Source organism: Andreesenia angusta (assembly GCF_001855385.1).
GTDB classification, from domain to species: Bacteria; Bacillota; Clostridia; order Tissierellales; family Gottschalkiaceae; genus Andreesenia; species Andreesenia angusta.
Map to the genome: position 1 here is coordinate 30,918 of NZ_MKIE01000005.1, position 24,937 is coordinate 55,854.

25 protein-coding genes are annotated in these 24,937 nt (G+C 42.6%); 4 read left to right on the forward strand and 21 right to left on the reverse strand.

Going from position 1 to position 24,937, the window contains the following annotated elements:
• Nucleotides 1–138: 138 nt before the first annotated feature.
• From EUAN_RS07140 to EUAN_RS07175, 8 genes are all read right to left on the reverse strand, one after another.
• On the reverse strand, nucleotides 139–798 hold the full coding sequence (locus EUAN_RS07140; protein ID WP_071063188.1) for a hypothetical protein: 660 nt from the start codon (nucleotides 796–798) through the stop codon (nucleotides 139–141).
• A 2-nt stretch (nucleotides 799–800) separates the two neighbouring features.
• The gene (locus EUAN_RS07145; RefSeq protein WP_071063190.1) at nucleotides 801–1,802 is read right to left on the reverse strand and encodes a uroporphyrinogen decarboxylase family protein; all 1,002 of its coding nucleotides are present in this window, start codon (nucleotides 1,800–1,802) and stop codon (nucleotides 801–803) included.
• A complete protein-coding gene (locus tag EUAN_RS07150; protein ID WP_071063192.1) occupies nucleotides 1,803–2,444 on the reverse strand; it encodes a cobalamin B12-binding domain-containing protein in 642 nt (213 codons plus the stop codon). It lies immediately after the preceding gene.
• A gap of 15 nt (nucleotides 2,445–2,459) precedes the next feature.
• Nucleotides 2,460–3,554 (reverse strand): ABC transporter ATP-binding protein, encoded by a 1,095-nt coding sequence (locus EUAN_RS07155; RefSeq protein WP_071063194.1) that lies wholly within the window; start codon nucleotides 3,552–3,554, stop codon nucleotides 2,460–2,462.
• Between the two features lie 24 nt (nucleotides 3,555–3,578).
• A complete protein-coding gene (locus tag EUAN_RS07160) occupies nucleotides 3,579–4,418 on the reverse strand; it encodes a carbohydrate ABC transporter permease (protein ID WP_071063196.1) in 840 nt (279 codons plus the stop codon).
• A 3-nt stretch (nucleotides 4,419–4,421) separates the two neighbouring features.
• The gene (locus EUAN_RS12435) at nucleotides 4,422–5,303 is read right to left on the reverse strand and encodes a carbohydrate ABC transporter permease (protein ID WP_071063198.1); all 882 of its coding nucleotides are present in this window, start codon (nucleotides 5,301–5,303) and stop codon (nucleotides 4,422–4,424) included.
• 71 nt (nucleotides 5,304–5,374) lie between these two features.
• Nucleotides 5,375–6,622 carry a sugar ABC transporter substrate-binding protein gene (locus EUAN_RS07170; protein ID WP_071063200.1) on the reverse strand — a complete coding sequence of 416 codons (1,248 nt, stop codon included), beginning with the start codon at nucleotides 6,620–6,622 and terminating at the stop codon, nucleotides 5,375–5,377.
• Between the two features lie 121 nt (nucleotides 6,623–6,743).
• Nucleotides 6,744–8,516: a DUF4091 domain-containing protein gene (locus tag EUAN_RS07175; RefSeq protein ID WP_071063202.1), complete on the reverse strand. Its 1,773-nt coding sequence runs from the start codon at nucleotides 8,514–8,516 to the stop codon at nucleotides 6,744–6,746.
• A 237-nt stretch (nucleotides 8,517–8,753) separates the two neighbouring features.
• Between EUAN_RS07175 and EUAN_RS07180 the strand changes: the two genes are divergently transcribed.
• Complete coding sequence (locus EUAN_RS07180) at nucleotides 8,754–9,752, forward strand: pirin family protein (protein ID WP_071063203.1); 999 nt, start codon at nucleotides 8,754–8,756, stop codon at nucleotides 9,750–9,752.
• A 46-nt stretch (nucleotides 9,753–9,798) separates the two neighbouring features.
• On the opposite strand, the gene EUAN_RS07185 is transcribed toward EUAN_RS07180, so the two are convergent.
• From EUAN_RS07185 to EUAN_RS07215, 7 genes are all read right to left on the reverse strand, one after another.
• On the reverse strand, nucleotides 9,799–10,308 hold the full coding sequence (locus EUAN_RS07185; RefSeq protein WP_071063205.1) for a DNA-3-methyladenine glycosylase: 510 nt from the start codon (nucleotides 10,306–10,308) through the stop codon (nucleotides 9,799–9,801).
• Complete coding sequence (locus tag EUAN_RS07190; protein ID WP_211266310.1) at nucleotides 10,292–11,614, reverse strand: sensor domain-containing diguanylate cyclase; 1,323 nt, start codon at nucleotides 11,612–11,614, stop codon at nucleotides 10,292–10,294. The genes EUAN_RS07185 and EUAN_RS07190 overlap by 17 nt, the downstream gene beginning before the upstream one ends.
• A gap of 144 nt (nucleotides 11,615–11,758) precedes the next feature.
• On the reverse strand, nucleotides 11,759–13,342 hold the full coding sequence (locus EUAN_RS07195) for an amidohydrolase (protein WP_211266311.1): 1,584 nt from the start codon (nucleotides 13,340–13,342) through the stop codon (nucleotides 11,759–11,761).
• Between the two features lie 101 nt (nucleotides 13,343–13,443).
• Nucleotides 13,444–14,463 carry a PTS sugar transporter subunit IIC gene (locus tag EUAN_RS07200; protein WP_071063209.1) on the reverse strand — a complete coding sequence of 340 codons (1,020 nt, stop codon included), beginning with the start codon at nucleotides 14,461–14,463 and terminating at the stop codon, nucleotides 13,444–13,446.
• Nucleotides 14,464–14,641: 178 nt separating this feature from the next.
• Nucleotides 14,642–15,118, reverse strand: coding sequence for a hypothetical protein (locus EUAN_RS07205; protein WP_071063211.1), 477 nt, complete (start codon nucleotides 15,116–15,118; stop codon nucleotides 14,642–14,644).
• Between the two features lie 12 nt (nucleotides 15,119–15,130).
• Entirely contained in the window at nucleotides 15,131–15,532 is a 402-nt protein-coding gene (locus EUAN_RS07210; RefSeq protein ID WP_071063213.1) for a hypothetical protein, read from the reverse strand.
• 146 nt (nucleotides 15,533–15,678) lie between these two features.
• Nucleotides 15,679–15,978: a hypothetical protein gene (locus EUAN_RS07215; protein WP_071063215.1), complete on the reverse strand. Its 300-nt coding sequence runs from the start codon at nucleotides 15,976–15,978 to the stop codon at nucleotides 15,679–15,681.
• 695 nt (nucleotides 15,979–16,673) lie between these two features.
• Between EUAN_RS07215 and EUAN_RS07225 the strand changes: the two genes are divergently transcribed.
• The 3 genes from EUAN_RS07225 (at nucleotide 16,674) to EUAN_RS07235 (ending at nucleotide 20,202) form a co-directional block, all read left to right on the forward strand.
• Nucleotides 16,674–17,687, forward strand: coding sequence for a hypothetical protein (locus tag EUAN_RS07225; protein ID WP_071063219.1), 1,014 nt, complete (start codon nucleotides 16,674–16,676; stop codon nucleotides 17,685–17,687).
• Between the two features lie 95 nt (nucleotides 17,688–17,782).
• A complete protein-coding gene (locus EUAN_RS07230; protein ID WP_071063221.1) occupies nucleotides 17,783–18,463 on the forward strand; it encodes a response regulator transcription factor in 681 nt (226 codons plus the stop codon).
• Nucleotides 18,460–20,202 carry a HAMP domain-containing sensor histidine kinase gene (locus EUAN_RS07235; protein WP_071063223.1) on the forward strand — a complete coding sequence of 581 codons (1,743 nt, stop codon included), beginning with the start codon at nucleotides 18,460–18,462 and terminating at the stop codon, nucleotides 20,200–20,202. The genes EUAN_RS07230 and EUAN_RS07235 overlap by 4 nt, the downstream gene beginning before the upstream one ends.
• A 7-nt stretch (nucleotides 20,203–20,209) precedes the next feature.
• Here EUAN_RS07235 and EUAN_RS07240 read toward each other — a convergent pair whose 3' ends face one another.
• The 6 genes from EUAN_RS07240 to EUAN_RS07265 form a co-directional block, all read right to left on the reverse strand.
• Nucleotides 20,210–21,139 (reverse strand): alpha/beta fold hydrolase, encoded by a 930-nt coding sequence (locus tag EUAN_RS07240; protein WP_071063225.1) that lies wholly within the window; start codon nucleotides 21,137–21,139, stop codon nucleotides 20,210–20,212.
• Nucleotides 21,140–21,168: 29 nt separating this feature from the next.
• Entirely contained in the window at nucleotides 21,169–21,726 is a 558-nt protein-coding gene (locus EUAN_RS07245) for a DUF924 family protein (RefSeq protein WP_071063227.1), read from the reverse strand.
• Nucleotides 21,727–21,910: 184 nt separating this feature from the next.
• On the reverse strand, nucleotides 21,911–22,351 hold the full coding sequence (locus EUAN_RS07250; protein ID WP_071063229.1) for an OsmC family protein: 441 nt from the start codon (nucleotides 22,349–22,351) through the stop codon (nucleotides 21,911–21,913).
• Nucleotides 22,352–22,549: 198 nt separating this feature from the next.
• Nucleotides 22,550–23,374 (reverse strand): ZIP family metal transporter, encoded by an 825-nt coding sequence (locus EUAN_RS07255; protein ID WP_071063231.1) that lies wholly within the window; start codon nucleotides 23,372–23,374, stop codon nucleotides 22,550–22,552.
• A 12-nt stretch (nucleotides 23,375–23,386) separates the two neighbouring features.
• A complete protein-coding gene (locus EUAN_RS07260; protein WP_071063234.1) occupies nucleotides 23,387–23,686 on the reverse strand; it encodes a hypothetical protein in 300 nt (99 codons plus the stop codon).
• Between the two features lie 25 nt (nucleotides 23,687–23,711).
• Nucleotides 23,712–24,887, reverse strand: a complete 1,176-nt coding sequence (locus EUAN_RS07265; protein ID WP_071063236.1) for a M20 metallopeptidase family protein — start codon at nucleotides 24,885–24,887, stop codon at nucleotides 23,712–23,714.
• Nucleotides 24,888–24,937: the final 50 nt, after the last annotated feature.

The window sequence follows — 24,937 nt, forward strand, 5'->3', positions numbered from 1 at the left end:
TGTCCTATCTCTAAATACTCCAGCTTATTCCCACAGATAAGACAGTTTTCTGCACTTTGTCCCTGGTGCTGACCAGCACTATTTTCTTCAGGCCCTCAACAGCTGCCAACCTTATTTATAATTTCATTAGACATATAGTTACCCCCGCACGGTCTCTTTATCACATTTACTTTCACATCTATCACACATTCCGTAGCTGCACTCTGTTTCCCCAATTCCAAATATTGCAGCCACTGTCTTTAGGGGAATGAACTGACTGCTGCTGTTTATGCTGATCGAATTTGACTCATCGCTTAGCAGCTCATATATAGTTTTCTGGTTTGAAATATCAAAGTCGCCTTGGGAAGGGTATATTTCAGCCGATATGTGAAGCATACCTATCTCTCTAGATATAGATTCTTTGATCCTCTCTTTTACGAAGTCCAGCGCCACTATGCCTATCTTGTCCAATATCATGGCTCTTATCATCTCGGCACTGCTTGAGTGCTCGGCTATTTTCTTCTCTATCTTCTGTCCTACAGTGTAGAGTACAGCATAAACTGAGCTCGAGCCAGCAAGCTCCTCTGCCGCATAGCCGCTTTCAATCACTGCTCCGCCTTCTATCAAGACAGCTTTCTCTTTCGTCTCCACTATCTTAAGCCTTCTGTACAAAACTTCTATCTCCAGCAAATCCTCCGCCTTTTCAAGCTCCTCTTCTAGCTTTTTTAGAATTATCGAAGGGGGCTTTTTGGAACCATACCCCAGAAACTTAAGTACTCGCTCCCTGTCTATTTCTACATGGTCTATATTCAGCTTCATATCTATACCTCTAGGCTGTCCAGCTCTTCATCTGTCATCATACCAGTCTTTATGGCCATCTGAAGCTTCTCTACCGGAGTGTCGTTCATGCAGTTGCACCCGAAGGCGCACATATAGTTGCTGTAAGGCCTCATCTTCTTGAGCAGCTTTATGGTCTCGAGCCTAATGGTCTCTATGTCGGAATTGTAGAGCAGATCCAGCGGATCTAGGTTTCCAAGCAGCACCACGTCGCTAGGGATTCTTCCGGCCACCTTTTCGTAGTCCATGATCTGGTCAAGACTTATGGCGTCTATATGACACTCAAGCATATGGTCCAATAGGTCGGTGGTGTCTCCGCATATGTGGAGCGCCCTCCAGCAGCTAAGTTTATCATATATACTGTTCAGGTTTTTCACGACAGTCTTTTCAAACCTCTTGGGGCTAAGTGTCACAGTTGCAGGCTCTGCTATCGATATATACTGGGCCCCGGCCTTTTCAACGGCCAGTGCATACCTCTTTACAGTCTCTGTGGTGAACTCAAGCAATTCGTGCACAAACTCAGGGTCCTTTATAACATTCCTCAGTAGATGCGTCGCCCCTGCAAGCTGCACTGCCAGTGTGAATGGTCCCTGTATTGAAACGAAGAGAGGCTTGTCTATATTCTCTGCAATCAGCTTGAGGCTCTGTAGGTTCACGGGCATCCTGCCTGAGCTGTAAGGGTCGGGGACGCTGTACTTCTTAAGCGAATCCATGTCCACTATAGGATGCTCCACCACGCTTGGAAAATCGAAATCTGGCTTCAATAGCTCCAGTCCCAGCGTCTCGCAGAATATGGCTCCGTCGCAGAGCGAGTATATGAAATCTGTTTCAAAAGTCTTGTTCATCTTTTTGGCAAGTTCAAGCTGTTTCTCCGGGCTTTCGTACACCTCGTAAGCGGTATATCCGGTTAAAAAAAGTCCATTAGTCCCCATATCCGGCAGAAAGAAGCCTCTTTTTTCGCTGTTTATATATTCAAGCAGTTTCATCTACTTCTCCCCCTCCAGTATCTGTTTTACAAGCTTTACAGCAGTCGGGGCATTTGCCGCATATCCATCTGCGCTTATATCGGAAGAGTAGCTCTCTGTTATGCTCCCTCCGCCTATAAGCACTCTTGGCTTCTTGGGGATGTCCATTTCCTCCAGCTTGTCTATAAGCCTCTTCATCTCGCCTCTTGTGGTCGTCATCATAGAGGAAAGCCCTATCACTTCAGCCTTTTCTGCAATCGCCGTCTCTATTATATCTTCAGGAGTCCTGTTCACCCCCATGTCCACCACCTCGTAGCCTGCCGCCTCGAGCATTATCTTGACTATGTTCTTGCCTATCTCGTGCGTGTCTCCTTCGACGACGGCAAGCACTATCTTGCCCTTGCTCTCGCTGCCTATACTGCCGTATCTTCTGAGCACCTTAAGCCCCTTGTTCAGCACATCTGCACATACTATGACTTCAGGTATGTCGTAGAGCTTTTTCTCATACCTGTCTATGGCCTCCACCATTCCGGCATTCAGCCCCTCTGTATAAATATCCTTAATATCCATATCGTTCATACCTACAGCTTCCACTATAAGCTCTTCAATTTTGTCCTCGTCCATCTCAACTATGCAGTCTGAAATTCTCTTTAAAATATCCATTTCGAATGCTCCCTTCTATATCCTCTCTTCGCTCTCTCTGTCGAAGTAATGAATTCTGGAGATGTCTCCGACTACCTCTATCTCGTCTCCAATTTCAACTTCGGACTCTCGTGACAGCTTAGCCACGATTTCGCTCTCTCTGTATTTAATGAAAACATGCTTCTCGCTTCCCATGTTTTCGACCGCCTCCACTATGCCTTTCAAGAGAAGTCCGCCCTTTCCGATGTCAGCCGACAAGTCCTCTGCCCTTAGCCCCAAGACTACACACTTTCCCGCATATCCTTTCGACTTTAACAGCTCGGATTTTTCAGCTTCTAGCTCTACACTATGACTTCCTAGCTCTAGAGCCAATTTGCCGTCTTTTTCAGCTATATCCGCCTCCAAGAAATTCATCTGGGGACTTCCTATAAACCCTGCCACAAATACATTCACCGGCCTGTTGTATAGCTCCTGAGGAGATGCAAACTGCTGTATAAAGCCGTCTTTCATAACCACTATCTTGTCCCCCATAGTCATGGCCTCTGTCTGGTCGTGGGTTACGTATATGAAAGTGGTCTTCAGCCTTTTGTGGAGCTTGACTATCTCGGCCCTTGTCTGGACCCTCAGCTTTGCATCCAGATTGGAAAGCGGCTCATCCATCAAAAACACCTTAGGACTCCTAACTATGGCCCTTCCAAGTGCTACCCTCTGCCTCTGTCCGCCTGAGAGCGCTTTTGGCTTCCTGGAGAGCAGCTCCCCTATTCCAAGTATATTCGCGGCCTCCTTGACATTTTTGTCTATCTCATCTTTAGAGACTTTTCTCATCTTAAGCCCAAAGGCCATGTTCTCGTACACTGTCATATGCGGATAAAGCGCATAGTTCTGGAACACCATGGCTATGTCCCTGTCCTTGGGCTCCACGTCGTTTACGACTTTCTCGTCTATATAGAGCTTGCCTTCGCTTATCTCCTCCAGCCCAGCTATCATCCTGAGCACAGTGGACTTTCCGCAGCCAGAAGGCCCTACGAATATCACAAACTCCTCGTTTTTTATCTCCAGGCTGAAGTCCGAAACCGCCCTGACTTCGCCAGGGTAGACTTTCCCCATCTTATCGAAAACTATGTTTGACATATATATCTTCCTCTCTCTATTAATCTACTCTTTTACGCCTCCGGCTGCAAGGCCTTTCACAATATGCTTCTGTATCATCAGAAACAGCACAAATACAGGCACTACAGACAGTACAGACGCCGCCATCATGCTGTGCCAAGACGTTTCAAACACCGACTTGTAGGACGTAAGCGCCACAGATATAGTCCTCATCTCAGGCCTTGTAATAAAGGACCTCGAGAAAAGCAGGTCGTTCCAGGACACTATAAATGCGAAAAGCCCTGAGGTGACAAGCCCCGGCGCCATTATCGGCATAAGTATCTTGGTGACTGCCTGAAGCCTTGTGCATCCGTCCAGCATTGCGGCTTCTTCCAAACTTGAGGATATCCCGTCTAGGTATCCGTAGAGAAGCCACACTGTCATTGGAAGCGAAAAGGCTGCGTTCGGTATTATCATGGAAAGATATGTGTTCAAAAGCCCAAGGTCCCGCATTATTCCGTACATAGGTCCCACAAGCACTACTGGTGAAAACATCTGAGTCAAGATTATTGTAAACAGAAATGTCTTCTTGCCCTTGAAGTTGAACCTGGATACGCCGTAGGCTGCGAAGGACCCAAGCAGCACACATATTCCCATGGTGCTTGAAGAGACTATCACACTGTTTAAAAGAGCTCGCTTTATGCTGCCCTCTCCGCTCCACACCGCGCTGTAGTTTTCCCATCTAAGCATTTCCGGTATCCAGCTAGGCGGCCATTTGGTGACTTCCGCATATGATTTTAAAGAGGTGGATATCATTATGAAAAAAGGAGCTACCATAAGCCCCACTAAAAGTGTAAGTATGAATGTGATCAGTATTTTAGATATATTCGACTTTTTTGTATTCATATTCTAGTCGTCCCCCCTGCTTATCTGCTTCCAGTAGTATACGCTTAGTGCCGTAAGCACTATGAACACCGTGACCGAGAGAGTCGAGCTCATGCCCAGATTGTACTTCCCAAAAGCCTCTCTGTATATCCTTATGGTCATAACCTCTGTCCCTCCCATGGGGCCTCCGCCGGTGAGCACGTATATCACGTTGAAGGAGTTGAAAGTCCATATGGTCGTAAGTGTCGTGGCTATCAAGAAGACCTTTCTTATGCCAGGTACTGTAACCCATCTAAACCTCTGAATTACATTCGCCCCGTCTATCTTGGCCGCTTCGTAAAGAGAGTCCGGTATTGCCCCTAGCCCGGAGAGGAACATCATGGCCACAAGCGGAATTCCTATCCATGCGTCTACAAACGAAGTGGATGCAAATGCAAGAGTAGGATCGGAGAGCCAAGCTATAGGCTCTCCGCTGTAGCCCAATTTGCCCAGATAGTAGTTTAGATATCCGTATCTTCCATCTAGAATCCACGACCAGAGTATGGCCACCGCCACCTGCGGTATGGCCCAGGGTATCAGTACCATCACCCTGTAGAGCTTTTTAAGGTATATTCTTCCGTTTAAAAAAAGGGCCACTATAAAGCCCATCCCTATCTTCAGCACCACTGTCAGCGCAGTCCATTTCAGCGTTAAAAAAAGCGTCCCGTAGAAACTAGGGTCTTTTAAAAGGCCTATGTAGTTTTCAAAACCCACAAATTCGCTGCCGTCTCCTATAAGGGAGACCTTTTGAAATGAATACTTAAACGTCAACATCAGCGGGTAGCCATATACAACCCCGATAAAGATAAGCACCGGAATTACAAGCAAGTAAGGTGTGATTCTTTTCTTGTTCAAATCTGTAATCATGTCTTTTCTCCTAAGTAGTTTTTTAAAATCATAAAAAGGTAGCCGGATTCCAGCTACCTTCTTTATTTAAATTAGTTTTTCAAAAGCTCTTCTTCGGCCGACTTAAGTGCCTCTTCAGCAGTTGCAGCTCCCGTCATTACCTTCTGTACAGCTTCTGTGAATTCCTTGTTGAAAGTATCCCATACAGGTACGTGTGGCTCTGGCACTCCGTGCTGTATCATCTCTTTGAACGGCTTTAGGAACTCGTCTTGGTATCTTGCTTCGCCTTCTTCAGCCTTGAGTATAGGGAAGAATCCTATGGCTTCGTCGTAAGCGTTCTGATACTCGAACTTGCCCATATGCTCTACAAGTTTCCATGCAAGCTCCTTGTTCTCGCTCTGCGAAGATATAGAGAAAGAGTCAGTCACAAGAGTCTCAGCCATCTTCTGTCCTGCTGGAAGAAGCGCCACACCGTAAGGAGCCTTTTCAGCGCTTTCGTCTAGCACTTTCTTCTCCCAAGGTCCTGATACGAACATAGCCAGGTCTCCGTTTTGGAACATCTGAGCTTGATCAGCTCTGGCTGTAGAAACTGGATCAGGTATAAGCCCTGCGTCGTTGAACTTCTTAAGATACTCAAGAGTTGCCACGTTTTCAGGTGTATTCAGCTTTATGTTTCCGCTTTCGTCAGTTGCACTTCCACCATTTTGGTAGATGAAGTTGAAAAGCTCGTCTGTTCCAGAAGTTATATCTGTTGGAACAGCAAATCCGTACATCTCAGGGTTTTCCGACTTAACTTTCTCTGCCGCAGCTAGAAGCTCGTCCCAAGTAGTAGGTGCCTTCTCTATTAGATCTGTTCTGTAGTAAAGTGCTCTAGAAGAGAAAGCTAGAGGTATTCCGTACTGCTTTCCGTCTATTTTAGCAGTTTCAAGCACATTCTCCACACGCTCAGCCTTGAAATCGTCTGTGATAAATCCGTCTAAGCTCTCTATTGCTCCCATTTCAGAGAACTGTCTAAGCGACCTAGTTCCAGTTATCATCACGTCTGGAGCTTCATTTGCCTGTATAAGAGAGACTATCTTGCTGTTGGCCTCGTCCCAACCAGCAGGTATAACCTCTACTTCAACTCCATTTTCCTTTTCAAAGTCATTTATTCCAGCGTCGTAAAGGCCTTTCCAAAGCTCGTCTTCATACCCTGGTATGAATATCTGCAGCGCCTGAGTTTCACCTTTTTCTACTTCGCTTTCTCCGCCTTCTTTCTCGTTTCCGCTGCACGCAACCATAGATACAGACAGCAGTGCTGTAGCCATAAGGGCTATTGCCGATTTAAATCTTCTTTTCATCTATTTCTCCTCCTGTTTATGTGTTTTAAACATATGTTCCTATTGCTAATAACATTACAATTCTATAATACCTTGAACATAAGTATCAAATAGGTTTTCTCTATACTTAATCCCATTTATATTACTTTTTTCTATTCAAAAACATCTTGAACATATCGCTTCTGCACTCCTTATAAGCGCTGTAGTCAGCCCTGTACTCTACTTCCATGCTTCTTTCACCTAATACTTTCATTGATTCAAGCCTTCCTAGCAGCGGAGTTATAAATACGTCTTCCAGCTCAGACTTGCTGTATCCACTCTTCTCTATAGCCTTCAACAGCTGAAAGTCCTGTATTCCGAATTTCAGATTTTCCCAGCGTTGAGACCTGACAGGCCTTCCATTTGCACCAGGGTATACAAAGTACATGTCCCCTGCTGACCAATATGGCTGCTTGTAGCTTGGGCTGCTCCAAGGATCAGACGGCCATATAGCATAGTCCCACCTCAAAAACCCGTCAAAACCAAGCAGATAAGTGTACCATCCTACGAGTCTGTTCTCTAAAAGAGGAGAGCTGATAAAGTTGTTCGGCGCTTCAGGAAACCAGCACACATACCATGTCGTCTTGCCGCCCTTTGAATGTATTTCTCTTTTAAGCTCTCTAAGCTCACTTCCCATCTTAACCGAAAGAGGGAGAGATAGTGACACATCGTCTAGCTTCGAGCTGTGCTTTCTTATGACATCTTCCCTGTATATGGCGCTTTTGAACTTAAGCTTCCCGCTTCCTGCGACGCTCTCTATAAACTCCTTGCAGCTTTCAAACACCATGTCGTCAACCGGATGGTCGCTCATTATCCTGGTCTTCTCCAGCCAATTTCGCTCCTCTAGATGATTTAAAAGCTGCGCTATATACTCGGCGAGCTCGTATTTTTCGCTCATATACCTGAATGTGCCTGTGCACTCGTCGTAGTAACTTATCTTTAGCGCATCCTCGTAGTCCTTAAGGGGATTTCCGAATCCTCTGTCCCATACGCCTATAAGCCCGAACAAGTCTATCTCTTTGTCTATCCCAAGGGAAAATGCCAGCTCTACATATCTGTCTAGAGCGCTGAAGTCGCATAGGTAGCCTCCAGCCATGTCTTTTTTCACTCTGACCATATTGTACTCGAATAGATTCGATGGGTTGCTATACTCCTCGTAGCACTTCTGCCCTGCCCAAGGAAAGTCCGAGACTATAGCAGTCACCACCTTATTTCCTGCTGAAGCCAGCTCTCGGAGGTTATGACCTATCACCTCGAAATGATCATCAGACCAAAGCCCCACATGGTACATCCTTGCCCAATTGCTTGGATGCTGCCAAAGATCCAGATAGAACTCACTGCTTTCCGCTATCTCGTCCATGGAAATATCGGCTATTTTGAGCTTTACGCAGAGGCTTTTCACTCTCTGCTCGTCTTCGTATCCCTCCCGCGAGTACATGTCTATAGCTATTTCTGTTTCTCTGAGGTTGCAGCCTTTTGGCACCTTGCCCTCGACCCATATGCACTGTGATATGCCTTTTTCTGCCAGAAGCTCCGTGTCTTCGAGTATAGGGTCACTAACCACAGTTCCCTCGTCGTCTTTTACGTATCCCAGAAACTTCATGTCAAAGCAGCCCTCTAGCTCTGGAGGCGCCTTGAGCTCAAGCCTTACCCTGTCTGTAAGCCCTTTCCAGCTTATGCTGTCCCTCTTCTCCACTGTGTACTGGCACTCTGTATGATTGTAGCAGACCATTATCTGAAATGCGAATCGTTCCTCTTTCGCTACAGACAGCGTCTTGCTATCAGTACTCCAAAACGATTCTGGAAACTTTCTGTACTTAACATGCCTAAACCCTGGGTCTACAATTGTCGCAACTAGCTCTTTTTCGAATTTCATCTAATCAGTCCTCTTCCTGTTCTTATTTACCTTAATTGATATTAACATAGGATTTTTCTATTTTGCTTATTTAGAAGCCCTCTTATCTATAAGCTTTATCTATCAATTCATTGTTTTGGATAGGTTTTTTAAATACACCTTGCTATATATTTTCCATATCCTGAAACTGTTTAGCTCTATGTAAAAAGTGGTACTTTAAAAATAGGAATACCTAGAAAACTTAGAGGAGTTGATTTAATGGCTATATTGGAAAGTGGAATATACCAGCATCAGATGCCGACTCAGAATCCTTTTGTGGCGTCTATGCACCATCTGGACTATTTCCCAAAGGGCGATGCAAATATGAGGCCTGTGGAAAGAACCGATGAAAACAGCGGATTCAACCATAAAGCCGACTGGCGTATGTATCATGGAGAAAATATCCCAGGATTTCCTGCACACCCGCACAGAGGTTTTGAAACTGTAACCATAGTCACAGAGGGAATTGTGGATCACACAGATGGGCTCGGATCCAGAGGGCGCTACGGACACGGAGACGTGCAGTGGATGACTGCGGGAAGCGGTCTGCAACACTGCGAGATGTTCCCGCTCGTAAACGAAGATTCTTCAAATACACTGGAACTTTTTCAAGTTTGGCTAAGTCTAGATGCAGCACATCGAATGGTCGAACCAGACTATAAGATGCTCTGGAACGAAGAGATCCCCAAGCTTAAATTTGGGGGTGCTGGCTCTGAAGTCAGAGTCACGCTTATAGCTGGGGAGCTAGGTGGTGTATCTGCAATTAAGCCGACAAAAGACTCCTGGGCAAGCAACCCTGAAAACAGGCTCTCTATACAGCTTATAGAGCTAGATCCTGGAGCTTCCTACACTCTTCCAAAGTCCAGCCCTACAATGAACCGCTCGTTATACAACTACAGCACGGGAACTGCCGAAGTGGAGAAGCAGGAATTCTCTAGAAAGCACTATATGTTCCTCTCAACTGATGAAAACACTGAGATCTCAAATATCTCAGATGAAGTGGTAAAGCTGTTGCTGCTTGAATCCGAGCCTATAGATGAACCTATAATCTCGTACGGTCCCTTTGTAATGACTACTGAGGAAGAGATAAGACAGGCATACGCCGACTACCAGAAGACACAGTTCGGAGGCTGGCCTTTCTCAGAGTTTGAAGTCGTTCATGAACGTTCTACAGGAAGATTTGCTGAGTACCCTGACGGGCAAGTTGAAAAACCCTAAATTTAAAAGCACCCATGAGATTTTCAAAGTCTCATGGGTGCTTTGTTTAAAGATAAATCAAAGTGAATCTCCAAAGGCGATTTTGGTCCTCTTGGCTTGCATACCCTATCCCTATTCGCTTTCCAGCCTCGAAAACCGGACTGCATCCATCATCTTCCAGCCAAAGTTCTTCTGAAGTCCTCATGTCCGCTCCATTCAAGCTCCTGTCAATCTTCATCGCCTTGGTCAATTTCCCAGGCCCATCGTAGCCTTCAACACCCCGGATCAGGCAAGCTTCCGGAAAGTCCTTTTCTCCTGAAACTATATTCAGCATATTGTGAATTCCATAGCATAGGTATATGTAGGCAACTCCACCCTCTTGGTACATTGTTTTGGTCCTTTCAGTCTTGCCTCTACTTGCATGGCACGCTGTATCATCTTCCCCGAAATAGGCCTCCGTCTCCGTTATCCTTAACTTTATAACCTTGCCATCAACCCTTCTACAGAGCAGTTTCCCAAGCAGTGCCTTCGCCATTTCAGGAGCTCTCATCTTGTAGAAATCATTTTTGACTCTCACTATAGTCCTCCTCTACATTTTTAAAAAACCTTATACCTCCTTTTCCATTCCTTTTGACTTCATACATTGATGAATCAGCATTTTTCAAAAGCATCTCGCTATCGGCACTATCGTCAGGGTATATGGCAACACCTATAGAAGAATTTACACTGCACTCAAAAGAATCTATAGTTATCGCCTCTTGTAAAATATCGTGAATCTTCTTCACAACGCCGTGTATGCTTTTTCTATCTTCAGCATTTCGAATTATAAGTGTGAACTCGTCTCCGCCCATCCTCGCGACTGTATCAGATTTTCTAACGCATTCTTGCAGCCTGTTTCCAGCTGCAATCAGCACTTCATCTCCTGCGTCGTGTCCATATCTGTCGTTAATCTCTTTAAATCCATCAAGATCCAAAAAGAGAAGCGCAAATTTACTTCCATACCTCTCGCCCTCAACTACCATTTGCTCTAGCCTCTCGAAGAACAGTCTTCTGTTTGGCAGCCCTGTCAGCTTGTCGTAATTGGCGTACCTTTGAAGTTCCAGCTCCAGCTTTTTACGCTCAGTGATATCTGTAGCCGAGCCCACTATATGGGTTATTCTGTTTTTTTCATGAATAGGTGTAAGTGTGGTCAGCCAAACACGCTCTCCGCCAGGCAAGTTCAGCTTTTCTTCATATGTTATGCTCTCGCCATTTTCAATGCACTTCTGATAGTTTCTTGAGACTATGTCTCCCATATCTTTGCCCAGCAATTCCTGAGGAGACTTGTTCGCTATCTGCTCAAGAAGAATTCCTGTTTTACTTTGATGCGCAAAATTATTTCGAATATATTGAAAGTCTCCCGCTTTCAAGACTTTTATTAAAAACATGGCATCTTGGGTACCGTTAAACACCCTCTCGTATTCCCTTGCCATCCTCATGAGTTTGCTTTCCGTTTCCTTTAAACCCGTAATATCTGTATGTGCTCCCAGCATACGGATTGCCTTTCCACGCTTGTCTCTAATGGCCAGTCCTCTACACCTTATCCACACAGTCGATCCATTTTTATGCCTATATCTCACAATTTGGTCATAGGGATGGCTGGGGTCAGAGCAGTGCTTTTCAAAGTTCTCTACAGCTAGCTTTAGGTCCTCTTGAAAGATGATATCCTGCCACTCGCTGGCCAAGTGCATTTTTTCATTTGGATCATACCCAAGCGTCTCCCAAAACTTAGGGCTCATCCATTCATTTTCTGGGGCTTCTAAGTCCCAATACCAGACTCCATCCAGTGAGCCCGACTGTATGAACTCAAATATGCTATCGTCAACGCTTATTAAATTATACAACTCGCTCTTTAAGTAATTTTCCCCCATATGCAATAAATCCCTCCATTCTAGTATGTATATTTTACACCATAAGCGCAGAACCCACCATGATTATTGTAATGAAAAAATGCACCTCCAAAAATTTTATTTGGGGTGCACTTCAGTTTATGGTCTTCTGTATATTGTTTTTCCGTCCTTTATGGTCTCCATGACTTTGATATCCCGTATGCCCATGGAATCTACTTCCAGCGGATTCCTGTCAAGCAACACAAAATCTGCATTTTTCCCTGGACTTATGCTTCCCTTGCTGTCTTCCTCAAAGTACTGGTATGCAGAGTTTATTGTAACGGCCTTTAGGGCATTCAAGACGTCTATCCCCTCTTCTTTTGAAAGAGCCTTTCCGCCTTTAGTAATTCTATTTACAGCGCACCACACACTTTCAAGCATATCCGGAGCTGTAACAGGCGTGTCTTGATGGAAAGTGAATCTAATGCCCCTTTCAAGACTCGATTTTGCAGGGCTTATTCTAGAAGCCCTTTCTTCTCCGAAGTTCTCTACATGGATATCTCCCCAGTGATAGACATGCCCTACGAAAAAGGAAGGTATCAAGTTCAGCTCCTTTACAAGCTCAAGCTGATCACGGCCTATAAGCTGAGCGTGGATTATAACAGGTCGAATCTTGTCTATGCTTCTGTATTCACCGATCTTCTTAAACTTCTCTATATACTGGGCTGCTGCCCTGTCCCCATTGCAGTGGGCTATTAACTGAAGATTTTTCTCTAAAGCTAAGTTTATGGCATCTTCTAAATCCTTATCTTCCATAGTTCCATATCCACAGTAGTCAGCTTCACCTTTGTATGGCTCTCTCATCCATGCAGTCCTAGCCTGTGGCGACCCGTCTAGAAAAACCTTGTATCCACCCAGCTTGAAGCCTCGATCGTAAGCTCCTATGGACCTGGAGAATTCTTTCATTATTATTCCAGAATCTTTCACATCGGAGTATCCAACAACGTCAAGCTTGAGCAATCCTCTATCCAACAACGACCTATAAAACGGTATCATCTCTTTTACCATAAATCCCTCTTGAATCGTTGTAATCCCGTAAGAAGCATAGTAGTCCTGGGCTTTTGAATAAGCCTTTAAAAGATCATCTAGTGATGGCATTGGAACTTTTTTCAGGTACTCTACAAACGCATTCTCCTCCATATATCCTGTCAGTACACCTTCTTCTTTCCCTATAAGGCCACCTTCTGGAGGTTCAGTGTTCTCATCTACACCTATCGCTTCAAGCCCTCTGGAGTTAAACACCCCCATATGTCCAGATGAATTCTGTATGACGACTGGGTTTTCAGGACAACAACTGTCCAGAAAAGCCCTGTCTGGATGACGTTTTTCCTTCAGGCTGTTGTGGTCGTAGCCTTTGGCATTTATCCACTCCCCTTTACCGATACCTCTTTCAGCAATAAAAGCTCTTATCTTGTCAGCTATCTCTGAAAAAGACTTCGCATCATCTAGTGAAACTTGAAGGCTTGAATTTGCAGTCGCAGAAAAATGGCTATGTGCATCAATAAAAGCCGGCATCATAATTCTACCCTTTAAGTCCACTTTTTCAAATTCTCCAAAGTCCTCGTCTACATCAGCTAAACTACCTGCGAAGGCAATCTTGCCGTTTTCCTCTATGACTGCCTCTACTACAGGGTTTTCATCTTCCATAGTGAGTATTTTCCCGTTGCAATATAGTTTTTTCAATATTAAGACCTCCCATCTGTCTTATGTGACATTTAATATCTTATTTTTACCCAATTTGCAAATAAAAATACGGACACCTTAGTAGGGTCCGTATTTTTATTTTATGAGTCCGCGAGAGCAGTGCTTTTCTGGACTTTTCTGGACATCATAGTCAGTGTAGATCCTATAAGTCCTGCAAATATTCCCCCTGCTATGGCGAATACAATTGCAAAAATCACATTTTGCGGACTGTTAAATCCGAATGGAGCTATAAGCCCCGGTATTGGCGAGGCCGTTCCAGGAGCATTGTTTATTATGTTGAAGTAGGCCGCTGCTATACCGGCAAGCCCTCCTCCCAAGAAATTCGAACCATATATAGGCACTGCATTTTGAGTTACAACATCTGCCTGAGTAAGCGGCTCCAGCATAACTCCCATGACCTTGCTTGAATCGCCAAGTTTCAGTCTTTTAAACATTATTCCATTCGTAAAGGATCCTCCTACGCAAGCTATAGAGGATATCCCCATGGCTAGTCCTTGAAGTCCAAGCATTGCAGTAACTGCCATAGAGCTTAGAGGCGATGTACATATAACCTTCATTATTCCCCCTAGCAAAAATCCCATAAGATAAGGCGATTGAACCGCTGCTACTGAGACCATATTTCCGATGCTTGCAAGCGTGCTATCTACAACCGGTGCCGATATCATACCTGTAAACCTTGCAATCGGAGCTATCAAAAGCGCCCCGAATATCACATCTACTCCCTTCGGTAGTTTTTTCTCGAGTATAGGAGCTAGCATTCCTACGGCATATCCGGCTATAAAACCTGGTAAAATCCCATATCCCGCCATTGCGGCACCTGCGGTCACTGCAAATATAGGGTTTGCTCCCATATTCAACGAAACCAATATAGTCGCAGCTATTCCTCCTACTCCACCCGATGCACTTCCAACTTCACCTAGAAAGCTCAGATTCAAAAAGTCTCCATTTATGTACTTGTGTATCGCCTCTATCAGAAAAGTAGATATTGCAGCTCCTGAAAGACCCGACATGGCCTCTTGACCTTTTGGAGCTCTCAAGCTAATGCCTGAAAAAATAATTAAAGTTAAAAACAACAATCCCATACCTTTTACTATGTCCATTTAGAAACCTCCCGTTGCTGATTAAGTATACCCTTAGCGTGTATTGTATACACCATACGTATTCTAAACTTTTTGTATACATAAATCAAGCCCTTGTGCATGGGAGTTTTCTATTCATATTTAGATAAATATTCCTTTTAACAATGGGATTAAAAGTCATATAAGAGCTCTTTGCTTTTTAGCTGTCAAATTTAATATAATAAAGGGTGTTGGTATCCAAGTCTATTACTCCCAAGCTGTAATTCCCCGTATGCTCGTAGTATACGTTTGGCTCAGTATCCAGCTCGTTATTTAGTCGATATCTATCCAAGAAAGTCCAATATCCATTGTCTACTTTAGGTATAAGCGCTTCCTCGAACTCGTTGCCATATACCCTTCTCTGAATTTCCAAAGGCATAGGTGTTTTCATCCAATCTCTCTCTGATTTCTCCACTATATCACGTATATGACTGTCTTCTAACTTTGCCTCAGCTATAGTTGCACCATCACCTAGAAATCCTCCGTGAGTGTCTTCATATTCAAATTGCAAAGTTATTGGAATATCAGAATCTAAGTCTCTAGATATCTTCCTGTTTATTGAGTTGTAGTAAATGATATAGCCGACAATTAGAGAAAATATCAGTAGTACAGCTATAGTGATATGCCTTTTTTTCATGTTTAATACCTCCTAGACCCTACTTTCTTGCTTGTCCGCTTTATAAAAACTGGTAACAACTACATATCCAAGTATCAATTGAAACACCCCGGAGTTGGCGAAAATAGCTGAGGTTGAGATTCCTATAAAAGTAGATTTTCCGAAGAATATAAATGGAGAAAACCCAATTATTAGTGAAGGGAGTCCCACTGAAACTAATTTAGGAATATTCACTTTCCAAGGACTTTTCTTTTTTAACTCAGAAATAAAGTCCTCAATCCCTAGCAGTACTCCCAGTATTACATTTATAATCATCGCCCCTAAGTTCCACAACCCAATAAAAGTCATTCCCGCAAGTACGGTGAAGTATTGGCGGCTAAAAGCCATTGTGCAAATAACAAGAGTATATAAAATGTATCTTGTCCACGTTCTCATTTTTAAAACCTCCCTAGACGCCTATTATAGTTAAGAGTTTTTTCTTATATAGATTTTTAACGCCTTTATAATAAGATAAACAATGTACAATGAGCATGTTGGTCACAGATTTCCCCTCCTCTTTCTTGACATGTATTTCAGTAATATTATTGGCGAATGAAAGTCATGATAAGCGGAATAGAGAGTATGACTATAACACTTGTAAAAATCATTATTTTTATAAATTTAGTATTATGAGTCAAAACACTCAGTGCTATACTTGAAGCACTGGCCATAAGCATAACTAAAACAAATGTTCCATTGCTTTGGAATAATATATTTCTAGCTAAAAAAACACCTACTGCAATTATCAGACTTAAAATTGAGCCTAGCTTAAACCAAGATTTCATAGTAACTTTCTCAACCCCTTTAAATATTAAATCGAAAATCACTCCTAATGGATTCAAGCTACCTCCCCCCTCAATGCTTCATTTTTTGATACAGCGCTTTTGTTATCATAAAATGAGGTATCGCGACAATAAAAGATAGCGATGAAACTGCTAGCTTTATTCCCAAACTAAACTCCATAAAACTTAGTGAAAATAAAAATGTCATTATCATAAACGCAATTTGTATGATTAGACTTTGTCTATAGCTTACACTTACCACATTGCCTAATATAACGGTCAGCAAGTGTAGCAGTATTGATGAAAATATGAAAAGCGAAGGTAGAAATATCACAAGTGTGATATCTGTAAATAGTGGAAATTCATTGTTTTCATAGTCGGGATAGAGAGCTCTCAGTAAAAAAACGCAAGCAATAGTTGAGACCATGACCCATAACAAGTATAATTTAGTGTGTATTTTTTCCATTTAGTAATCCCCTTAAAATTCTATCTATCAATCTCACTATACCCAATTCACAGTAAAAAAAACCAAACATATCCACAATCAACATCTCAAAACTAAGTACTCTGATATTACTTCTATTCCAGGCACTTCTACATCTAGCTACTGAATCCGATTCCCTGGATTTTTAGTTTTTAAGCGTATGCTCTCTTTTTTTCCTTTATTATAAAAATCTTTCTAAATTCATATGAAATTCATACGTCCAGGGTATAATTGAGTTAGAAGTAAAATAATATATCCGGGGGGAATTAATATGCTAAATAGAAAGTTCAAAAAAGTTGTAGGAAGTGCAATTTTGGGATCAGTTGTGCTTTCAAGTACAGTTGGGTTTGCAGAAGCTCTAGCTGTGGATGGGGTGCTATCAACTCAAGCCATAGAAGAAGGCTCTACAGATATCTATATCGATGAGGTGCTAGATCCAGTTATGAGTCAGCTTATATCCGAGATAAAAGACCTTTCACAGAAAAAGAAAGCTGAAATCATGCTGAGAAGCATAGAGAATATGAATTCAAAGATCTATGACAAGCATGAGGAAATGGAAAAAATCATGTATAACGAAGATGTACAGTTCAGACAGCTTCTAGACAGCCTTGGCGTGAGTGAGGGCATAACCCAAGACAAGAAAGATGAACTAAGCAACCTCTTCAATCAAGCTTTAAAGGCAGAAGAATCCGGTGACTATGACAAGTCTGGAGAGATTTGGGATAGGATATACACTGAATATACGGATTCAGACAAGCAAAAAGACTACGAGTTCGAAGAGCTTATACAAAATCTAGGCCTAGGAAAGGCTATAACAGATGAGCAGAGGTCAGAGCTTAGAAAGCTATTCGACGAAATTACCTTGGCCGAAAAAGCAGAGAATTACGAAAAGGCTGACGAGATATGGAACCAAATATACGAAAACTATCAAGACTATGAAAACTACGAATGGAATGATGACTGGCAATACAGATACTTAAACGAGAGTGACAAGGCTAAAGTAAAGAAAATATCTGCTGAGATAGATAGTATATATGAGGAAATATCTAAACTATACGAAGACCTTTATAGCGTCATAGACATTGAAGAATATCAGTTCAGATCTTATCTGGACTATACAGGGCTTGCGGACACTATAACGGAAGAGCAAAAAGCTGATATCAGATCTCTATTAAAAGAACTGAACAGCGCATACGAGAATGAAGACTTTGAAAAAGCCCAGCAAATCGAGGATAAGCTGAGCACATTCTATGAGTCGGAGAGTTATGAAATAGAAGCTAGATAGGTCAAAGTTGCAGCTCTAAACTACAGGGCTGCTTTTCTTTTTACCAGCATAATTATGATATTATAGTTATAGTATCAAAAAGAAGAGGTGATAATATGGGAAAGAGGATAATGATTGCAGAAGATGAGGACAGAATAAGAGAGATAGTTGCAGAGTATCTAGAAGATGATGGTCACGAAGTTGTTCAGGCCGAAAACGGTAGAGAGGCAATTGTACTTTTTGATAAGTACAGTATCGACCTTGCAATAATCGATATAATGATGCCAGAAATTGACGGCTGGAGCGTTTGTAAGAAGCTTAGGAACTGTTCAGACGTACCTATTATAATAATAACCGCTAGATCCGACGACGATGACAAGCTAATGGGATTCGAACTTGGAGCGGACGACTATGTCACAAAACCATTCAGCCCTAAAGTACTGAATGCAAGAGTGAAAAGCTTGTTGAAAAGAGCAAATGGTACAGTCGGTGCAAATCCCGACATTTTGAAACTAGGTGATCTAGTCGTAGAAAGAAGATCATATACCGCTAAGCTGAGAGGAGAAAACTTGAACCTAACAACAAGAGAGTATGAAGTATTAAAGCAGCTAATGGAAAATCAAGGGAGCGTGCTGACGAGAGACTATCTTCTCGATACTATATGGGGTGAAGACTACTTCGGAGATGGTAGAATTGTAGACGCACATATAAAAAAGATTCGAAAAAAGCTGAAAGACTATTCTCCGAATATCAAGACCGTACTGAGAGTCGGTTATAAGTTAGAGCTAGATATATGAGATATTTTGGAATAAAGGGCAAACTTTTCACTGTGATACTTATAACCTTCACACTGCTTATAGGTATAATACTTGTAGGCTCTGCATACTATTTTGAGCCATATTATAGGAGTAAGAAAATAAAGAACCTAAAGGAGCAGATGGTCGTATTCAAAGATCAAAACCTTGGATCTAAAATCTATGATAAGGAACTGCTTTTAGATCGAATGAAGGCTTTTTCGGACCAGAACAGCAGCCCTCTTATAGTTGAAACGCCTGACAATGAGCTCTTATATCCAACTGATAATTTCATAGCAACATTGGATAGTGATGGGCAAAGTCTATTGGTAGATCTCTACTACCCCATAGTCGACATGCTAGATAAAGGTGTTAAGTTGAATACAGGACTTGACATAGGGTTCCGTGGATTTTGGGAAAACGATAAGTTTATAGCAATATACCTGAGTGAATTGGATGGAAAGAAGCTGGAGTCTGACGAAGAGATTGATCAGCTCGAGGAATGGCAAGACCTAGAGACGGTTAGAGGTAAGATAGTCTCTTATGATATGCCTAAGTATGATTCTGGATACATATACAGGCAGGAGACTCTCCTCTACTTGATAGATAAATATGAAAAAAATTCTAAAAAAGTAATTCTATACACAGACAACGCGACAGGAATAGACAATTATCTGGTCAAAATAAGTCATGGAAAATTTACTGTTTACTCTATTTTCACAACCCAGCCTATAAACGAGCTCTTGTCTTTCATGCCAGAGTTCATGAAATATGTGATTATAGTGGCTGTATTTCTCAACTTTATAATATCTCTTGTAATAACTAAGTTGATAGTCAGACCGATACTGGAAATACGGAATACTTCTTCTAAAATGGCTAATCTAGACTTTTCTGAACGCATACTGATAAAATCTAAAGATGAGATTGGAATGCTTTCGGAAGACTTCAACCTCATGGCCGACAGACTTGAGTCTACAATCCAGGAAATAGAGTACAGCAACAGAATGCTTTTAAACGAGCTTGAAAAAGAGAAGCAGCTTGAGCAAGCCAGAAAGAACTTTGTAGCAGATGCATCCCACGAACTAAGGACACCACTTAGTATAATTCAGGCATATGGGGAGAGAATAGTTGATAAATATCATTTCGACGACAAGTTTGACAAGTATATGGCTGTTATTCTTGAGGAGCAGCGCAAGATGAATAAGCTGATAGATGATTTGCTTGAGCTTTCAAAGTTGGAATCTTTGACTTACAAGATGAGTCTGGATCAATACGACATAAACGAGGACATATTGGAAGTCATTGACAGACTCTTTGCGATCTTTGAAGATAAAAATTTGAAGTTGCACTGCAACTTAGCTGATAAAGGCACTATAACTGCGGACAGGGAGAAAATGAGCCAGGTTCTGATGAATGTAATATCAAATGCTTTTAAATATACTCCTGACAGCCAAAACATATGGATTGAAACTGTGAACTGTGGTGAATTGCTCAAAGTTTCAATTTCCAATGAAGTCGAAAACATCGACTCAATAGACTTGGAGAAGCTATATGACAGATTCTATAAATCAGATAAGTCTAGAAGTAGAAAAATGGGTGGAACAGGACTTGGTCTTGCAATCACTAGAATGATTCTCAATCTGCACGAGATGGAATTTGGATTTAGGAAGTCTGAAAATAGAATTGAGTTCTATTTTGTTTATGCTTTCTTTGACACTCAAACAGTAGCTCCTCTTGTTTAAGCAAAGTCTATTGTCTTTGAGCAAGACTTTCTATGAAAGTTTTACCTTCCCTATAAATAGTATCTGCCTCAAATTGATGAACATAATGTCCTGCTTCCAAATATATAAGTCTGCATTTAACAAGTTCGGAAAATTCGCTTATCTCTTCTCTGCTTTCTTCGTCACTAGATACAAAGTTTAGAATTGGAACTTCTTTTATCATATTGTATTCAATTCGGTCAAAGTTTTTCAACATAGCTGAAGTTTCATTTCTCATGTCTATATTGAATGCGTTTCTATTTGTCAAATATCTGGCCTGATCCATTTCCAAAGGTGTCAAACCTATGTATTCAACTGGATAGATAAATGGAACACGTTGTAATCCTATAAGTCGTGCCATCTTCATGACAGAATTCGCAATTGGAAGGACTCTTATATTGTCTGCTGCCTCTGGCACAGACATGTCCAGTCCAATAATTCCCTTGACCTCATCAGGATATTTTTGTGCCCAATACAATGACTCTATGCCTGACATAGAATGTGGGACTAGAATATAAGGAGCTTCTTCACCAGCTAGTGAAAGCGCCTTTCGTGTTTCTTCTAGCACCTTATCTAAGTCTCGTGACAATCCGCTTGTTTCTGAATAGCCGTAGCCAGATCGTTCCACTACTGCCGTTCTGTAGTCAATTGAAAATTTAGAGTATATAGCTTTGAAGTCATAAATAGGTGCAGCAGTTCCTGATCCCGATAAAAATACTAGCGTTGGCTTGCCTCTTTTCCCTTCAGAGTAAACATGCATATCGTGTCCATTCACAACAACCATTTTGCCTAAAGGCTCAATCCTAATCGATTCAACTTTCAGCATAATATTATGATATATGGCCTGCCCCACAATTAAAATTATTATAGCGTAAAGCAAGCGTCTACTAATCTTCCTGTTATCTCTACTCTTTTGCATTGACTCCCCCCTGTATAGGACAAGTATCTCTAAAAACCACTGCCTGGCAGCTCCAAGAATTTGAGCTCTTCTTCAGTGGACTTACGGTTTAAAGCCTCGTTCCTATGAGGATATCTGCCGAATCTGTCCAGTATTTCCTTGTGACGGTATTCATAGTCTAGTGTTTCCCTGTCGGCATATTTTTCAAACAAAGTAACTGCCTGTTCATGTATTTTGGATGACTCGGAATGCATAAACGGCATAAGTATAAATTTCCTTGATTCCTCCGACAGTTCAGGAAATCCTGGATGGACTATAGCCTCCTGAGACAGCACCAATGCCATAGTGTCCTGAGTAAATGCACCTGCTTTTCCTCTGCATAGGTTCCTAGAGAACTGATCTAGTACTATTATTTCCGCCAACCTACCTTCAAGGCTCTCTCTCCAGCTTGAAAGAAGCCCCTGGCATCCTCTTTTCCATATCTCATAGAAATTGTCGTATATCTGCCTGTCGAAATCTTCACTTTTTTTGAACCAGTAAGGACGGTTATCTGGATCAAACCAGAAGTCCAGCACCATTTTCCATTCTTCGTTTTTTAATCTACTCATAAGAAATGCACCCCTTTCTAGTATCTTTAATTGTTATTATACCCCAATCTCCATATAAGACACTTTTATAGTCCCATATGGTCTGCAAGTTTTGAAAATTAAAGGCCTGATCCCTTCGAACTATTAGTCGAGAAATCAAGCCTTGTTTTAAATTCTGTATAGTATTTTAAACTTAAGAGTAATTTTAGCCTTCTATAACAATTTCAGAAGATATTGACGCCGAATTCTTTATAGTATCTCCGACAGGGCAAGTTTCTTCTACAAACTTTACAAATTCCTCTATTTCTGCTCTTGAGTTTTTGGCTTTGACATGAGATTTACATCTTATTGCTTGAATTCCAGGCTTCACTGTCTTATCTCCTTGGAATCCACGAACATCTAAATCCCCTTCAACTTCAACCCAGTACTCTTCTAGTTCTATTCCTTTTGCCTTTGCATAGCAAGATGCTACAATAGCTTGACATGCACCTAGCGCGCACAGCGTTGCTGCTATTGGATTCATTCCTGTATCTGATCCACCTAATTCCTTAGGCTCGTCTAGCACAAACCTGTGGTCTCCTGATTGGCACTCTACAGCCATACCTTCCATTAATTTCGCTGTTCCCCTGAATACAGTTAATGACATAGTCATTCCTCCTTTTTGAATGTAGGGACATTATATATAGCCTTTTTACAATCCCTACTATAGTCATAGTATCAGAAAGCTCAGTTTATTTAAATCATATTTTTTTAATTTCATCTCACCGAATCACAACTTTTGCTCTAATGTCTTCCAAGATACAGAGTATCTAGAGTTTGAACCTTAAGATTATCCCTCTTTTTTCTATCCAAGCGCCACGTCTAGAATCATCATCACTGTAAATCCGAACAGACATCCCAGAGTGGCGATGTCCGTCTTAGATCCACCCTCTTCTCTCTGTGCCTCTGGAATAAGTTCTTCCACCACTACGTATATCATAGCTCCTGCCGCAAACGCCAGCGCATAAGGCAGTATATGCTGCATCTTTATGACCGCATAGGCACCTACAACGCCGGATATAGGCTCTACAATCCCCGAAGCCTGCCCATATAGAAAGGCTTTTTTTCTGCTGAATCCCTCTCGTCTAAGAGGAATAGAGACTGCAGCTCCCTCCGGGAAGTTCTGAAGCCCTATTCCTATTGCGAGCGCCACAGCCCCAGCGAGTGAGGCGCCTGTTCCTAGGTCTGAGGCTACTGCTCCGAAAGCCACCCCTACTGCCAGACCCTCCGGTATGTTGTGAAGAGTTATGGCCAACACTAGCAGTATGCTTCTCTGCCAGTTTGTCTTTATTCCTTCGGCCTTGTTTGTATCAAGTCCCATATGCAGGTGGGGAAGCAACTTGTCTACTGCGTAGAGAAATCCTCCCCCTGACAAAAAACCTATCGCCGCTGTAATATATGCAACCTGTCCTAGCTCTTCTGCCATCTCTATACCCGGTGCAAGCAGCGACCAGAAACTTGCAGCTATCATTACTCCAGCCGCAAATCCTAGCATTCCATTGAGAACTTTCTTGTTTATAGTTTTAAAGAAGAAAACGAGCGAAGCTCCAAGCGCAGTGACTCCCCAGGTGAACATAGTTGCAAGCAACGCCTGCTGAACGTGGCTGAATCGTCCTATCCATTCAATCATTTGTATTCCTCCTTAAAACATCTCTATAAGTCCTCGGCTACCATCGTACCAGTACTGCTTCAAGTCTTCGTACATCCCCTCGAGATACCTATCATCTGATGCCGCGCTTTTTCCCACATAGCCCTCTCCTGCCTCGAATGTCTCAAATCTGAACCTGAGACCATCTGTATCTCTATCGCCTACGATTGTAGATATGTAGATTTCGCCCTCTTCAGTAACCCTTATCTGATTGTCCACACTGTCGTCAGCACTTGCGATAAGGTCCTTGAACTCCTCCGGTGTAAGTGTCTTGATATTGTATTTTTTTTGCATTGTAATTCCTCCTTTAAATTTCTTGTTAAATAGTATCTAAAAGCCTAAGCGCTCCAGCAGCCATAGTCCTTGTGCACAGCTTTATGCATTTTTCATCGACGAAAAACTTCGAGCTATGCTGCGGAGCATAGTCGCCTGTCCCCACCATATAGTATACAGATGGGACTATACGCGAAATGTATCCAAAGTCGTCAGCAGTCATCAGGGGCTTATGCTCTGAAACACTCTCGCCCATGACAATTAGGTCGCGGCTGAACAAGTCTCTGATTTTATCGACCAGCTTTTCGTCGTTAACTATGCTCGGATACCCCTCCCGTACTTCTGTTTCAGCATGACCGCCAAAACTCTCTGCAATCCCCCTAGATATAGAGTTCAGGTTTTCTCGGATTGCATCCCTAGACTCCTCCGTGTCGGCCCTTATCATCCCCGTCAGCTCCACGTAGTCCGGCACTATATTATTGGCCCTTCCGCCTTTTATCTTCCCTATGGAAAAAGTGGCTGAAACTCCCGGGTCTACATTCTTGGACAGTATGGAGTTCAGCCCCACTATAACATGTCCGGCAATGTGGATGGCGTCCACTCCGTCTTGAGGCCTTGAAGCATGGGCGCTTTTGCCAAATATCTTTATGGTGAATCCGTCGGAGTTGGCAGTGATGTTCCCCTTTGACAGCAGCAGCTTGCAACTCTCCACAGGCATTACATGGAGCGCCAGTGCTGCGTCTACAGACTTACTCCCTAGCAAGCCGTCATCTAGCATCTTCTTGCATCCGCCGCCCTTTTCCTCTCCTGTCTGGAACATAAACATGACGGTGCCTTTGAAGTCAAGTCTTATGTCTGAAAGAATTTTCGCTACGCCCAGCAGATTGGCCGTGTGGATGTCATGGCCGCAGGCGTGCATAACTCCAGGGTTTCTGGACTTGAATTCGACATCCAGCTCCTCCTGAATGGGGAGCGCGTCCATATCCGCCCTGAGAAGCACCGTTTTTCCCTTTTCATGCCCTTGAAGAACTCCCAGCACTCCGTTCCCCGCTATTCCGCTTCTTGTTTGGATATTCAGCTTCTCAAGCTCCCCAATGACCAGACTGCTGGTTTCATGCTCCCTGAAGCTCAGCTCCGGGTTGGAGTGGATTCTCCTGCGCATATCTATAATGTAGTCTTCATATTTATCGGACAGCGCTTCTATCTTGTCCAAAATCGTCATATTTTCACCTCCTGATTCCCAATCTTTAATCATATATCCTACTCATGACT